This window comes from Microcoleus sp. MON1_C1 (genome assembly GCF_036701945.1).
Classification (GTDB): Bacteria; Cyanobacteriota; Cyanobacteriia; order Cyanobacteriales; family Microcoleaceae; genus Microcoleus.
This window is the reverse complement of sequence record NZ_JAUBRO010000024.1, coordinates 97,491-110,912: the sequence shown is the minus strand read 5'-3', so window position 1 is coordinate 110,912 and position 13,422 is coordinate 97,491. Positions and strand designations below refer to the sequence as shown.

The 13,422-nt window shown below is 44.7% G+C and carries 14 protein-coding genes; 8 read left to right on the top strand and 6 right to left on the bottom strand.

The window, feature by feature from the left end:
* Positions 1 to 1,491: right-handed parallel beta-helix repeat-containing protein (locus QUA62_RS15600; protein WP_333405233.1), on the top strand; the 1,491-nt coding region annotated here is incomplete at its 5' end.
* Entirely contained in the window at positions 1,448 to 1,645 is a 198-nt protein-coding gene (locus QUA62_RS15595; protein WP_333405238.1) for a hypothetical protein, read from the top strand. The genes QUA62_RS15600 and QUA62_RS15595, both read left to right, overlap by 44 nt.
* Here the strand turns inward: QUA62_RS15595 and QUA62_RS15590 are convergent.
* The 3 genes from QUA62_RS15590 to QUA62_RS15580 form a co-directional block, all read right to left on the bottom strand.
* A complete protein-coding gene (locus QUA62_RS15590; RefSeq protein ID WP_333405231.1) occupies positions 1,634 to 2,590 on the bottom strand; it encodes a DUF6282 family protein in 957 nt (318 codons plus the stop codon). The genes QUA62_RS15595 and QUA62_RS15590 overlap by 12 nt on opposite strands.
* 69 nt (positions 2,591 to 2,659) lie before the next feature.
* Complete coding sequence (locus QUA62_RS15585; RefSeq protein ID WP_333405229.1) at positions 2,660 to 3,565, bottom strand: alpha/beta hydrolase; 906 nt, start codon at positions 3,563 to 3,565, stop codon at positions 2,660 to 2,662.
* A gap of 14 nt (positions 3,566 to 3,579) precedes the next feature.
* A complete protein-coding gene (locus QUA62_RS15580; protein WP_333290033.1) occupies positions 3,580 to 4,026 on the bottom strand; it encodes a SufE family protein in 447 nt (148 codons plus the stop codon).
* A gap of 196 nt (positions 4,027 to 4,222) precedes the next feature.
* On the opposite strand from QUA62_RS15580, the gene QUA62_RS15575 reads away from it, so the two are divergent.
* From QUA62_RS15575 to QUA62_RS15565, 3 genes are all read left to right on the top strand, one after another.
* Positions 4,223 to 5,221, top strand: coding sequence for an iron ABC transporter permease (locus QUA62_RS15575; protein WP_333405227.1), 999 nt, complete (start codon positions 4,223 to 4,225; stop codon positions 5,219 to 5,221).
* 83 nt (positions 5,222 to 5,304) lie between these two features.
* Positions 5,305 to 6,090, top strand: a complete 786-nt coding sequence (locus QUA62_RS15570; RefSeq protein ID WP_333405225.1) for an ABC transporter ATP-binding protein — start codon at positions 5,305 to 5,307, stop codon at positions 6,088 to 6,090.
* A 422-nt stretch (positions 6,091 to 6,512) separates the two neighbouring features.
* On the top strand, positions 6,513 to 7,418 hold the full coding sequence (locus tag QUA62_RS15565; RefSeq protein WP_333405223.1) for an ABC transporter substrate-binding protein: 906 nt from the start codon (positions 6,513 to 6,515) through the stop codon (positions 7,416 to 7,418).
* Positions 7,419 to 7,570: 152 nt separating this feature from the next.
* On the opposite strand, the gene QUA62_RS15560 is transcribed toward QUA62_RS15565, so the two are convergent.
* The gene (locus QUA62_RS15560) at positions 7,571 to 7,936 is read right to left on the bottom strand and encodes a hypothetical protein (RefSeq protein WP_333405221.1); all 366 of its coding nucleotides are present in this window, start codon (positions 7,934 to 7,936) and stop codon (positions 7,571 to 7,573) included.
* A 325-nt stretch (positions 7,937 to 8,261) separates the two neighbouring features.
* Between QUA62_RS15560 and QUA62_RS15555 the strand changes: the two genes are divergently transcribed.
* The 3 genes from QUA62_RS15555 to QUA62_RS15545 all read left to right on the top strand — a co-directional run bounded on the left by QUA62_RS15555 (position 8,262) and on the right by QUA62_RS15545 (position 10,721).
* Positions 8,262 to 8,993 carry a response regulator gene (locus tag QUA62_RS15555; protein ID WP_333290043.1) on the top strand — a complete coding sequence of 244 codons (732 nt, stop codon included), beginning with the start codon at positions 8,262 to 8,264 and terminating at the stop codon, positions 8,991 to 8,993.
* A gap of 6 nt (positions 8,994 to 8,999) precedes the next feature.
* The gene (locus tag QUA62_RS15550; protein ID WP_333290045.1) at positions 9,000 to 9,599 is read left to right on the top strand and encodes an adenylate/guanylate cyclase domain-containing protein; all 600 of its coding nucleotides are present in this window, start codon (positions 9,000 to 9,002) and stop codon (positions 9,597 to 9,599) included.
* A gap of 186 nt (positions 9,600 to 9,785) precedes the next feature.
* Positions 9,786 to 10,721: a fused MFS/spermidine synthase gene (locus tag QUA62_RS15545; protein ID WP_333405219.1), complete on the top strand. Its 936-nt coding sequence runs from the start codon at positions 9,786 to 9,788 to the stop codon at positions 10,719 to 10,721.
* Positions 10,722 to 11,028: 307 nt separating this feature from the next.
* On the opposite strand, the gene ccmS is transcribed toward QUA62_RS15545, so the two are convergent.
* Positions 11,029 to 11,460, bottom strand: a complete 432-nt coding sequence (gene ccmS / locus QUA62_RS15540; protein WP_333405217.1) for a beta-carboxysome assembly chaperone CcmS — start codon at positions 11,458 to 11,460, stop codon at positions 11,029 to 11,031.
* A 162-nt stretch (positions 11,461 to 11,622) separates the two neighbouring features.
* Positions 11,623 to 13,419: an ABC transporter ATP-binding protein gene (locus QUA62_RS15535; RefSeq protein WP_333405215.1), complete on the bottom strand. Its 1,797-nt coding sequence runs from the start codon at positions 13,417 to 13,419 to the stop codon at positions 11,623 to 11,625.
* Positions 13,420 to 13,422 lie beyond the last annotated feature (3 nt).

Here is a 13,422-nt window from a genome sequence, read left to right as displayed (position 1 = left end):
TCGGAATTCCAAACTCAAACCGAGACAGCAAACCAGAATCAAAATCAACTTCAATCTCAAATCTCCGAGTTAGAACAACAGTTAGAAAGTGTGGGTCAAAGTCGCTCGGAATTGGAAGCTCAGCTCACTTCTCAAATCACGGAATTTCAAACTCAAATCGAGACTGCCAATCAGAATCAAACTCAACTTCAATCTCAAGTATCCGAGTTAGAAAATCAGCTAAATAGCCTGCGTCAAACTCGCTCTGAATTAGAATCTCAGCTAGAAACTGCTAACACAGAACGTTCGCACCTTTATTCTCAACTCTCGGAATTCCCAGCTCAAATCGAGACAGCCAATCAGAATCAAAATCAACTTCAATCTAAAATCTCCGAGTTAGAACATCAGTTAGAGAGTGTGCGTCAAAGTCGCTCTGAATTGGAATCTCAGCTAACTTCTCAAATCTCGCAATTGCAAAGTCAAATCGAAACAGCTAATCCAAATCAAACTCAACTTCAATCTCAAATCTCCGACTTAGAAAATCAGTTAGAAACTGTGCGTCAAACTCGCTCTGAATTAGAATCTCAGCTAGAAACTGCTAACAGAGAACGATCGCACCTTTATTCTCAACTCTCGGAATTCCAAAGTCAAATCGAGACAGCAAACCAGAATCAAGCTCAACTTCAATCTCAAGTATCCGACTTAGAACACCAACTAGAGACAGTTTATCAAGAACGCTTGCTGCTAACATCGCAACTTTCGGAAGCTGGCTCACGACAATCTGAGCATTTTGACTCGAAGTCAGGGCAAATTGAAGCATCTACTTCTGAGCCCAAAGTTTTGAAGAGTCAAAAATTTGTTGTTTCTCAGCAGGGTCAAGGCGATTATACTACTATTAGCGAAGCGCTGAAAAATGCAGCACCGGGCACGCGCATTGACGTGCATCCAGGCGTTTATCGCGAAAGTCTAATTCTCGACAAAGCGGTAGAAATTATCGGCAGCGGAGAGGTCGAGCGCATTGTTGTTGAAAGTCTCAGCTCAAACTGCATTAAAATGGTAACTGATACTGCTTTAGTGCGGGGTTTAACGCTGAGCGCAACTGGGAAATATTACGCTGTAGATATTCGCAAAGGCGAGTTAATCATAGAAGACAGCGATATCACTTCTGCGGACTATTCTGTGGTGGGAATTTGCGGCCCAGATGCCAATTCTACCCTCCGCCGCACTCAAATTCATGATGGGGTATGGAACGGAATTTTTATATCGGATGATGGGAAAGCAACGGTGGAAGATTGCAGTATTTTTGACAACGGCAGTTTGGGAATAGGTGTGGGATTGGGAGGAAAATTGATCGTGCGCCGGTGTCGGATTAATGGTAATGAAGGTGCGGCGATCGGCGTTTACAGAGATAGCATTGCTACCGTGGAAGATAGCGATTTAACGGGCAATGCTGGGGGTGCTTGGCGCATTGCAGATAACGGATACGTGCGCGGTAAAGGCAATCAAGAATAGAAGAAGGAAGAAGGAAGAGGGAAGAGGGAAGAAGGAAGAGGGAAGAGGGAAGAAGGAAGAGGGAAGAAGGAAGAGGGAAGAGGGAAGAGAATTCCCAATTAGCGATTCCCAATCCCCGATTCCCAATCCCCAATTACCAATTTTAAATGCCTAACAATAGAGCTGGATTGTGTTTCGTCATTAAATCAATTTCGTGCGGAGAAATGCCTTCATTTATCAATTTTTCGACAAATAATTTGTAACCTTCCGCCGGCAAAGGATCGGGTTTTCTTCCCAAATCTGTACTCATAACAAAATGCTCGGCTCCGATTAGTTTAATCGCTGCTGCCATCTTAGTAATAGAAACTTGATGCCAGTTTTTGTGTGCCTCATCAGCGGCATTTTCTCCCATCAAATCGTTCACAAATGCGAGTTCTAAGAAAGCTCCGGCTGCGGCGGCTGCTTGCATATTTTCTAGAGACAAGCCGGGTACATCCGCCATTGCGTGGGTAATCAGGATGTTTTTAATGTTGAGCAGGTTGGCTTCACCGACAACTGCCATCACCTCTTCTGAGGAAATATGACCGGTTTCCAATATCAAATTCTCTTTGGCTACCATCTTCAACACCGCTGCTGTTTCCGGTAAAACCTTGCCATTTTCCGCAACTTTAATCCCAATTCCCGACTTGTGAAAAACCTGCAAGTGATGCTCAGCATCAACCGTTGGCAGCCACACTACTTTACCGTATTTGCCACCTATGCGGTGCATTGCACCTACAGCCTCGGGATTAATTCCCCCTACCGAATGATTGAGAACAACTCCCCCGAAAACTTCGATTTCTGGTACTATTTTATTAACCAAAACTGCCCGCGCTGCTGTGCTGGCATAATGATTTTTCAATACCACAGCTTTCATCTTCGCCCTAGCAGCTAATTTCGCTACTTCAAAATCATCCAACCTGCGAGGAATCACATCAGGAGAAGAATGAATGTGAAAGTCGATCGCACCTTCGATCGTACTCTTTGGCCAATTGACCATCGGCGAATCTCCGACAGCATAAACTGGCAGACAAAACCAATAGCAAACCATCCAAACTAATGTAAAAAAAACAGCTTGCATTCATCCCCTCTTCCCTTCTCCCCTCTGCGTTCTCTGCGCCCTCTGCGGTTCATTCTCTCTTAAATTCTCTCAAATAAAAGATTTAACCGCATTTGCCAAAGCTTCTGCATTCTCTTCGTGCATACCCAAAGAACCAGGAATAACTCGCGACTCAACACCCGGTAATTCCGTTAATGCTTCCATTTCAGCCTTTGATTTGGGCGGCGCATTCTCAGCAATTACAACCATCACCGGCACTGCTAATTGTTGAAAATTATCTGTAAATTCCGATCGCACTTTCGCCGTATCTAAACCACCAGTGACAAAGGCGGCGGGACCGTAGCGAGCACCGGGTTTTTGCGTAATTTTCCACTTATTTTGGATGAAATCGGGCGTGACTTTAGCTGCATCCACATAGACGTGGCGGCGGTACATGAGACTGAGGAATGACGGTGCAGTGTTGAGTTTGTATAGGAATTGTCCCAGTAAGGGCGATCGTACTAATTCTCTCACGATTCCGTGCCACCCGCTTTGCTGTTTGCTCATCGTCGGCAAAGGCCCGCGCCAAGTCGGTGCAGCTAACACAATCTTTGACCAGACATTGGGCTGTGATTGCCCTAATTGCATCACATAACCCGCAGCGTGACCGGCAGCAACTACAGCAACCGGACTATTAAAAATTGCGTCAACAAAATCCTTAAGAAATTGATGGTATAATTGCGGTTGATAGTCGGTTCGCGGGCGATCCGATTCGCCAAACCCGGGCCAATCTAAACTCACAACTTGAAATTTAGAAGCTAACAATTCTGCTAAAGGACGCATTTCTTCTCGCGTGGAAACCGTACTGAATGCCGGCAGCAACAATACAGGGTTTCCCTGTCCTCGGGTTTCGTAAATAACTTTGATTTGCGTGTCTTTCCAATTCCAGAGATATTCTTGAACTGCGGCGGGATAGTTGCCAGAACCTGATTTTGTTAAATCTGTAGTTTGAGTCATGGCTGTTTATTCTTTTAATTTGCTTCGGCTTGCTTGCTCAATTCACAAGCAAGTGCCTTATTTTTCATCATTTGAAAGATGTTGTAAAATCCGTTAGCGCGGGAAGGTGTCAGACTCACGTTCAACCCCGTGTCTTGAATAAAATCTGGGGTAATGGTGACAATTTCAGCAGGCGTTAATCCGCTCAAACCTTCCACCAGCAAGCCAACTAATCCTTTGACTAACTGAGCGTCTGAATCGCCTTGATACAAAACTTTTCCGTCTGCCAAATTTGCAGTAACATAAACTTGCGACGCGCAGCCAGAAACTTTGTTTTCCGGCAGTTTGTCGCTTTCGGGAAATGCTGGGAGTCTTTTGGCATACCACAGCAGTTGTTCGTAGCGCTGTTTGGGATCGGAATGTCGCTGAAAGCGCTGAACGATTTTAGCTAGGGCTGCGGGTAGCGCGGTGTTTGCGGACATGATTCACTCGTAGCGGTTTACTTCGTTAATATTATACATTTAATTTTGCCGGCGGGTGCGATCGCCTGCTCATCTGTTCCCACTGCAGCCGTCTTCCGGTGAATCGGTTATTGTTATTGTAGTTAACGAGTTCGAGCATTCAAAACAGAGGAAATATGGGATTTAGTGCTGTTAAGGAAGATTGTGGTGTAATGTAGTGACTCTGCAAAAAATTTGGCTAAAATATCGAGTTGTTCAGGCAGTTGTGTTCTTAGGATTGGGTTTGCTGTTAACCATAGCCCTTTCGCTTTCTTTTGGTGCAGTGCCGATGAGTGCCGATCAATTGTGGCAAGCATTTCTGCACCGAGGTGATGCTGTCAATCAGACTATTTTCTGGGAATTGCGTTTGCCCAGAGTTGCCGCAGCGCTGACGGTTGGTGCAGCTTTAGGAATGTCGGGAGCTTTGCTGCAAGGGTTACTCCGCAACGGTTTAGCCGATCCTTTTGTATTAGGAATTTCGGCGGGTGCGGGGTTGGTTGCGATTACCATGCTGACTTTGGGAATATTTCAAACTTGGGTGCCGTTGGCAGCTTGGATAGGTGCTATTTTAACTTCGATGCTGGTCTACTTTTTGGGAAAAACTAAAACGGGGATTTCTGTGGAACGTTTGGTTTTAGCTGGTGTGGCAGTGAGTTCTCTGTTTGGGGCCATACAAACTACACTGTTGCTGTTAGCTGAAGACAGCCGTTTGCAAGCTGCTTTGAATTGGTTGATCGGCAGTTTAAACGGTCGCGGTTGGTCGGATTTGCAGGTGGCTGCACCTTATATTTTGGCTGCTTTGCTGTTAGGATGTTTTTTGGGTCGATCGATAAATTTGCTGGCTTTGGGCGACGATTTAGCTGTTGGTTTGGGGGTGTCGCTAGTGCGATCGCGCTTGTTGATTGGGGGTGTTGCTACTTTGCTAGCTGCGAGTGCTGTCAGCATCGGCGGATTGATTGGTTTTGTGGGATTGGTTGTGCCTCACGGGGTGCGTTTGTTAGTTGGTAATGATTATCGGTTTGTGTTGCCGCTGAGTGCGATCGGCGGTGCTTGGGTGTTGACTTTTGCTGATTTTTTGGCTCGTTTGGGTGCGGTAGAATTGCCTGTGGGTACGGTTACGGCTTTGTTGGGTTCTCCGCTGTTTGTCTGGCTGCTTTATCGGCGTTCTAGTCAGTAGTCATTAGTCATTAGTTATTAGTAACCAATGCCCCATGCCCCATGCCCCATGCCCCATACCCAATTACCAATTACCAAAATATAATGTCTTTAGAAATTCAAAATTTAACTGGGGGTTACGGCGAAGTTGCGATCGCCCACAACATCACTTTATCTTTGCAACCAGGTGAGTGGTTGAGTCTCATCGGTGCCAACGGTTCTGGTAAGTCTACTTTGTTGAAGTTAGTTAGCCGCATCCTAACTCCGCAGCAAGGAAGTGTGTTGCTTGATGGCAAAGCCATTCATACTGAACCTGCTGCAATTGTTGCTCAAAAATTAGCGATTTTGCCACAGCAGCAAACAGTACCCGAAGGTTTGACGGTAAGGCAATTAGTTAGTTTGGGGCGTTCTCCTCATCAGGGTTGGTGGCAGTGGGAATTGAGCAAGGAAGATGCAGAGAAGGTGGAAGTTGCGATCGGTCAAACTGGGATTGAGGAATTTCGCGATCGCCCCGTCGAACAACTCTCAGGAGGCGAACGCCAGCGCGCTTTCCTCGCCTTAGCGTTGGCTCAAAACCCGCAAGTTTTGCTGTTAGATGAACCTACGACTTATTTAGATATTTGCTATCAGTTGCAATTGTTAGATCTGCTTAATAAACTAAATATAGAACACAAATTGACGATTATTACGGTGCTGCATGAAATTAATTTAGCTGCCAGGTACAGTTCGCGAATTGCTATGTTAAATAAAGGAGAACTTTTTTGTGTAGGAACTCCCGCACAAGTTTTAAATCCTGATAATCTAGCTCAGATTTTTGGCGTAGAAGCTATAATTTTAGAAACTTCTGTAGGCTTGCAAATTTGTGCGATCGCTCCTACTATTCACACTTAATAATTTTCTGATAAGTATAACCATGTCCTCGCACTAAGTTCTCAATTTCTTCATAATTATTTCTATTAACTTATTGCCACCATTCGCTGTTCTATATCAGTGCCACAGGCTTTAAACTATTGCCTAATCTTGATTTTCAAGGGTGGAATAAAACTTAAGAGATACTTAAAAAAACCGCATTCACGCAATAAATGCGGTTTTTTATACAAAATCTACCGTAAACTATTGATATTTAAATCATTAAGCGCTAAAGTGCGATCGACCTTCCCGTCATATCGTTTCCGGTTGCATCGGTATTGTTCAAATATCCAAACAGTCAACCGTCAACAGTCAACCGTCAACAATCATTTCTGAGTGCGATCGAACTTCCCGTCAATTCTGTCTCAACCTAGTCTAAATTCGCTGTAACTCCCGCCTAAACTATGTACAAAACTTTTTTTGCTCGTACCGCTATCCTGTTGCTGAGTTTAGCATTTACCGCTTGCTCCGCCGCCACTTCACCCCAAATTCAGCAATCAACTCCTGCTGGTTCGCCAGTTAATCAACCACAAACAACTAACAGCGAATCAGCACAAAAAGTTGTAGCTTTAACACCTTTAACCGCCGATATTATCCATCAACTCGACCCAACCAAACTTGTAGGAATTCCCGGCAGCGCATTAGTCAGCAGCAACCCCAAATTTACAGGGATTACCGCAGTTACTGCCGAACGCACCCCTCCCAATTTGGAAAAAATCATCGCACTGAAACCGGATTTGGTAGTAGGTGCGTCGGGATTTCACGACCAAACAATGCAAAAATTGCAGCAGCTTGGAATTAAAACTTTACTCACTCAAGTTGATAGCTGGACATCCCTAGAAGAGTTAACAACAATTTTAGCTAAATCCCTCAATGCCAATCCCGAACCTCTTTTAAAACGCTATCAAACATTTTTATCAGACATCCCGAATCAAAGCCCCGGCACTTTAGTTTTGGTAAGCAGACAACCGATTTTATCGCCGAATCAAAGCAGTTGGGCTGGAGATTTGCTGGGTAAGTTTAACGTGAAAAATGTCGCAGCCCAATTGCAAGGAGATAGCCCCGTTCGAGGCTACGTGACGCTTTCAGCGGAAAAGGTTTTAGAGGCTAATCCCGAAGTTATCATTGTAGTCGATCGGGGAGAAGGAATTTTAGACCAATTTAAATCTGATTCATTTTGGAATAAACTAACAGCCACAAAAAATAATCGAGTTTACGTTTTTGACTACTACGGATTGGTCAACCCAGGTAGTATCGAAAAAATTGAGCAAGCAACTTCTCAACTTAAACAAGTTCTAGCTAAAAAGTAGAGGCCCGATTTTGAGACATAAAAAATCTCTAGAAATCATGGAACAAATTGGCTACAATTTCTCTAAAAGTGAGAAAGCTAAAGGCACTCAAAAGCGCGCAGCGATCGGAAACCTGGTTTTTAAGCCTGACTTTCTATGCTGTCGGATCGCCCTCAAGAAGCTAGATCCAGAGGCGGCAAACCGCGCAACTGCCGCAGCGAGTTGATACACATCTGACAGTCGCAGCCAAACAGCGCCGCCGCCGCATCACTTTCTTCTTCCGTAAAATCCAGCATTGCCACCTGCTGATCATCGGGCCGCTGCCAACTGATTTTTACTTTAGAATTAGCAGCAGCAGCTTTGGCGGGGAGGCGCACGCAAGTCAGACGCTGAGTGTGGGGCGATCGCACACACTGGGGCGAATCAGCCGATTGGCTTGGTGTTTCGCCAATTTGAGCGGGATTTGCGATCGCGCTTAAAGACATCACAGATCCAAACAGCGTTGGACTTACCAATAAAGTGAGGAGCAATCTATTCATTTGTCGTCCTTAAGAACTTTAACGTATACAGTAGCCGATTATCTGTTGCAATTCAACAAGGTTTTCGTCCGATATCAGTACGATTTGCCGTTATTAAGGCTTAAAAGCCCAATATTTGCCGGCCAAACCTTCAACAATTATCCGCGTATTGGCAACCCGCATTTTTTGATAAGTATCACCTTCGCTCCCCAGTTTAAGATTTGTTGCAATTTGAGTAAGTTTAGCTCGCCAGTGAGAAAAAATTCATCCAAGGCGGGTAAACTGATTTCAGCAACGGCCACTCGAAGCAGCGAACAAGTTTACCTCAAAAACCAGGTGGGGAGTGATGAGCACAGTTTTAGTGGTGGAAGATTCTCGCAGCCAGCGGGAGTGCATTTCACATCAGTTGAGATGCAGCGGATTGAATGTAATTCAGGCATCAGACGGTGTGGAAGCGCTGGCTAAAGTTGAGAAAAATTGCCCCGATTTAGTATTATTAGATGTCATAATGCCCCGTCTCGACGGCTACGGGGTTTGCCGTTTAATTAAAGCTAATCCCGAAACTCGGAACATACCGGTGGTATTTTTAACAGGCAAGGGACAGCAGTTAGCTTTATTTTCTCGGTTCCAGGGCGATCGCGCCGAGGCTTATGTTAGCAAACCTTGGCAGCCGAGGGAACTTTTGGCAACTATCAAAAAAGTTTTGCTCAATGCCAATATTAAGTTCGATCGAGCTTCAGCCGACGCTTGGACAGAATACGGAATTTTAAACTTAAGTACAGTCGAACTGTATCAAAGCCATGCCGATGCTTGGACCAAATACAGCTCCCAAATTATTAAATTGTACGATTCCAGCTTAGCAGCTTTCGAGCAAGCTTTGGCAATTGAACCGAGTCACTCGAATGCAAACAAGTATCGCAACCGAGTCCAGACAATCCGGGCAATCTTGATGAAAAAATTAGAGCAAACTAAACCTTGCAAAGTGTGCGATTATTATTACGGTAAGGATGGCATCAATTGTGCGGTGCATCCGGTTGGCCGCCCTCAAGAACAGTGTCGCGATTGGGAACTTAATTAAACTAAAATGAAAACAAATAACCGCGCTAACTTGGAAAAGTTGCTGCAAGAAAGAAACGAACATCCCGAAAGAATGGCTGAAATTGATGAAAAAATTAATGCCACTTTCCGCAAAAACTACGCAATTTTAGTAATGGATATGTCGGGATTTTCGCGCACGACAGTCCGCTACGGAATTATTCATTTTTTGGCAATGATTCACCGGATGCACGGAATTGTCAAACCGATAATTTCAGAATACGGCGGCACTCTAGTTAAGGAGGAAGCAGACAATATTTTTGCAGTTTTTACTGATGTAAAATCAGCGGTGGAAGCTGCGATCGACTCTGTGAAACAAACAGCGGCTGTCAACACGACACTGCCGCCGGAGATGGATATTTACCTCTGCATTGGTATTGGCTGTGGCGATGTTTTGATGCTGGAAGGAGAGGATATGTACGGAGGGGAATTTAATCTGGCATCTAAGCTGGGAGAAGATTTGGCGGAACGCGGAGAGATTTTGCTCACCTCAGCAGCCTTTGAAAAGTTAGAAGGTGACAAGCAAAATTGGGAAAAAGTGGAACTTTCGGTTTCAGGTTTGGAATTGGTGGCGTACAAGCGGCTGTAATCGGGTGAATTTCTGTTGTCTTCTCGTTCTTCGCCATGCTGGAAAATGAGAACATGACTTGCCCCAGCCTCGACTAGAAACCCGGTTTCTTCGCACAGCTCCGGCGACTCCGCGATTTGGGTAGAAACCGGGTTTATGAGGCTATATTCTTAGAGAATATCGAGTTTAAATAAAATTTAAAATCAGATGATTGAGGAACACAAAACTTGGCAATCTATTAATTTATCCGCTATTGGACAGCGGCTGGCTTGGCTACAGCAACAGCCAGATAAACTTATTTTTTGCAAAGAGTCTGGTGTTCACTATGTTGCAGTCACAAAAGAGCGATCGCACATTAAGCTATCTTTAGTAGAAAAAGTCAATCAGCACACAGATTTACTGCAATCTGTTTTCGATTTCAACAATCCTTTACATCTAGTGTCTGAATATACTCAGGCAATGATGTTGGGTTTAGTGTGGCAAAGCCAACCTCAAAGAATCTATATGGCTGGATTTGGCGGCGGCAGAATTCCCTTAGTTTTGCACCACTATTTGCCGGAAACTGTTATAGAATGTGCGGAGGTCGATCCGATCGCGATCGAAGCAGCTACACAGTGCTTTGGGATAAAATTGGACGATCGGCTAACTGTAACAATTCAAGACGGCCGAGAGTATTTAGAGCACCAAAAATCAGATACTCAGTACGATATCATCATGATCGACGTAGCTTTTGGCAACGGCTACTTTCCGCACCGCCTATCCACCAAAGAATTTTATCAAATCTGCGAAAAACACTTGTCAAGCGAGGGAGTTGTACTAGCAAATCTGCTGCAAAGAGATGAGTTTTATGCCGAAAAAATCACGACTTTTCAAAGTGTGTTTTCTCAGGTGTGCCTGTGTGTTGGCCAGGAAAGTAATAGCATTTTGATTGGTAGCAACAGCCAGATTTTGGAGAAAGATGAGATTGTTGCTAAGGCAAAATATTTGCAAGATAGCCATCAATTTTCCTTTCCATTAACAGACAGGGCGCTTGAGGTAAAAGTAGGTAGAGAATTGGCGGAGGCGGTACCTACTTTAGACAAAGCTCAAATTTTTCATGACGATTCGCCGCCCGCTGGTTATTTTGATTGCTGGTTATTCTGATATCTATAATAAGTCCCGGTTTACTCTTTGTGGAACAGGCCCGAAAGCCTGTTGCTGATACGAAGTTGAGAGCACCCAGGGATTGAAACAGACTGTGGGATGAAATTGCCCTCAGAGTGCGATCGGATATAGCCCTCGACAATACGGCAACTGAGGACACGGCAATGCCGTTTGCCTACCCCACAATAGTCAATTTTCCTGGATAAGAGATGTAATAATCGCCCGATTAATTGTAGGGAAACCGCACGGCGTCGTATCCTGAGTGTAAATAATATCAATTCCGATGCCACCGGATTTGATATAACTCCTATTTCATATATTCAACCATCTGCTGTTCCAGCTTAGCCAACAATGTATCAACATCTGTTGCGGCTTCCTCAAAACACACAGGAGGTTCAGGCTTAGGTTCAAAAAAAATTAACTTAATTTGACCTTCCCCGATCGCCAAAATCGCCACTTCTGTCTCAGGCTTGTGAGCGTTCAACACACCTACAACTTCCTGAATATGACTTCTCACTTGACGGTTCAACTCCTCAACCGCCTCTTTCTTACAATACACAAAACGCGCAGTTTCTGCAATATCAATTGCTAAAATCTCCTCGCTTTCCTCTCCCCTTTCCAGAAATAGTCCCCAAGCCAAAGCAGCCAATTCATGTTGATTAGCTTTCACAAATTTATCTAACTTGCGGCTCCAGCTATTTTCGTTGGGTTTGGACTCAGGGCTATCAAATAGAAACATTTTCTCTTCTTGTTTGTATAAACTAATATTTTACAGTCAGCAGTCAGTAGTCAGTTGGCAGTTGGCAGTTGGCAGTTGACTGTTGTCATTAGTTACCCATGCCCAATGCCCCATACCCAATTACAAATTAGCAATTCCCAATTACCCAAAACCGCTGCGTTTCTATCTTATACCAGATTGCACGCGCCAGAGCGCCGCATAAATTCCGTCCTGTTCGATCAGTTGTTCGTGCTGCCCCGATTCTACCACCAGCCCCTCTTCCATGACACAAATGCAATCGGCATTGCGGACAGTAGAAAGACGGTGGGCGATCGCAATTGTAGTGCGATTTTTGGTAATTCGTTCGAGCGATCGCTGAATTGCCGCCTCAGTCTCGTTATCCACCGCTGAAGTAGCTTCGTCAAGAATCAAAATCGGCGGATTCTTCAAAACAGCCCTCGCAATTGCAATTCGCTGCCGCTGACCCCCCGACAATTTTTGACCGCGTTCCCCTACAATAGTGTTGTAACCGTCCGGCAATTGGGCGATAAACTCGTGCGCTTCCGCAATTTTAGCAGCATTTACTATCTCTCGATTAGTTGCCTCAAAACTGCCGTAAGCAATATTTTCTGCCACCGTACCGTGAAACAAAAACACATCTTGACTCACCAATCCGATCGCTCTCCGCAAATCTTTTAAATTCAGGTTATTTAATTCTATACCGTCGAGATAAATATTGCCGTGCTGTACCTCGTACAGCCTCAAGATTAGCTTCACCAGGGTACTTTTTCCCGAACCAGTAGCCCCAACAATCGCAGTAGTTTTTCCCGCCGGCAGAGTCAGAGAAAAATACTGCAAAATCGGTTTTCTTTGATTGTAAGAAAAGGTAACATTTTTAAATTCCAACTCACCCTTAATCGAACTAACAGGCCGCCGAATATCACCTGTGCGAATTGCGATCGGAGTATCCAACAAATTCATCACCCGATTAGTCGAAGCCATTGCGCGCTGGTATTGATCCAGAGTATTTCCCAGGCGAGTCAGCGGCCACAGCAACCGCTGGGTCAAAAACACCAAAACGCTGTAAGTTCCCACAGATAATCTGCCCGCCACCACCTCCAAACCGCCCAGAAATAGCGTTGCAATAAACCCCAAGAAAATCACAACCCGAATCAGGGGAATAAAAGCTGCCGAAAGTACGATCGCCCGTCGGTTGCTTTGGCGGTAAGCTTGGCTTTGTGTTCCGATGCGCTGAATTTCATGATCTTCGGAAGTAAAACTTTTAATAGTAGTAATTCCCATCAAATTATTCGACAGTTGCCCGTTCAGAAAACTCACCTTTTCCCGCACGTCAGCATAGAGAGGAGCAAGGCGATTTTGAAAGGCGATCGAACCCCAAATAATAAAAGGTATCGGCAGCATTGACAGCCCAGCAACACCAGGAGAGGCAGCAAAAAAAGCCGCGCCAATCACAACAACAGTGGTAATTACCTGAATCACCTCATTAGCGCCGTCGTCCAAAAAACGTTCGAGTTGATTGATATCATCATTGAGAATAGAAATCAAACCCCCAGTGCTGCGTTCTTCAAAATAAGCTAATTCTAATTCCTGCAAATGGCTGTAAGCTTCCAGACGCAAATCGTGTTCAATATCCTGAGCCAAATTGCGCCACAAATAATCATAAGCATATTCAAAAATAGATTCCAACGTCCAAACAACCGCGCTCAAAAGAGTGATAATTGCCAGTTGCCAAAAGACATCTTTTATGCCCCACTGAGCGAGGATAGAATCTTGCTGTTTCACCACCACATCAACGGCAATACCGATTAATGCTGGCGGCGCTAAATCAAAGAATTTATTCAGCAGCGAACAGATACTTGCCAGCCAAGCTTTCAGGCGGTAGCGGCGCCCGTACTTCAGCAGCCGCTTTAGAGGATGGACAGGTTTTGATGGATTTGGTGATGCTTGAGAATCATTCATAGG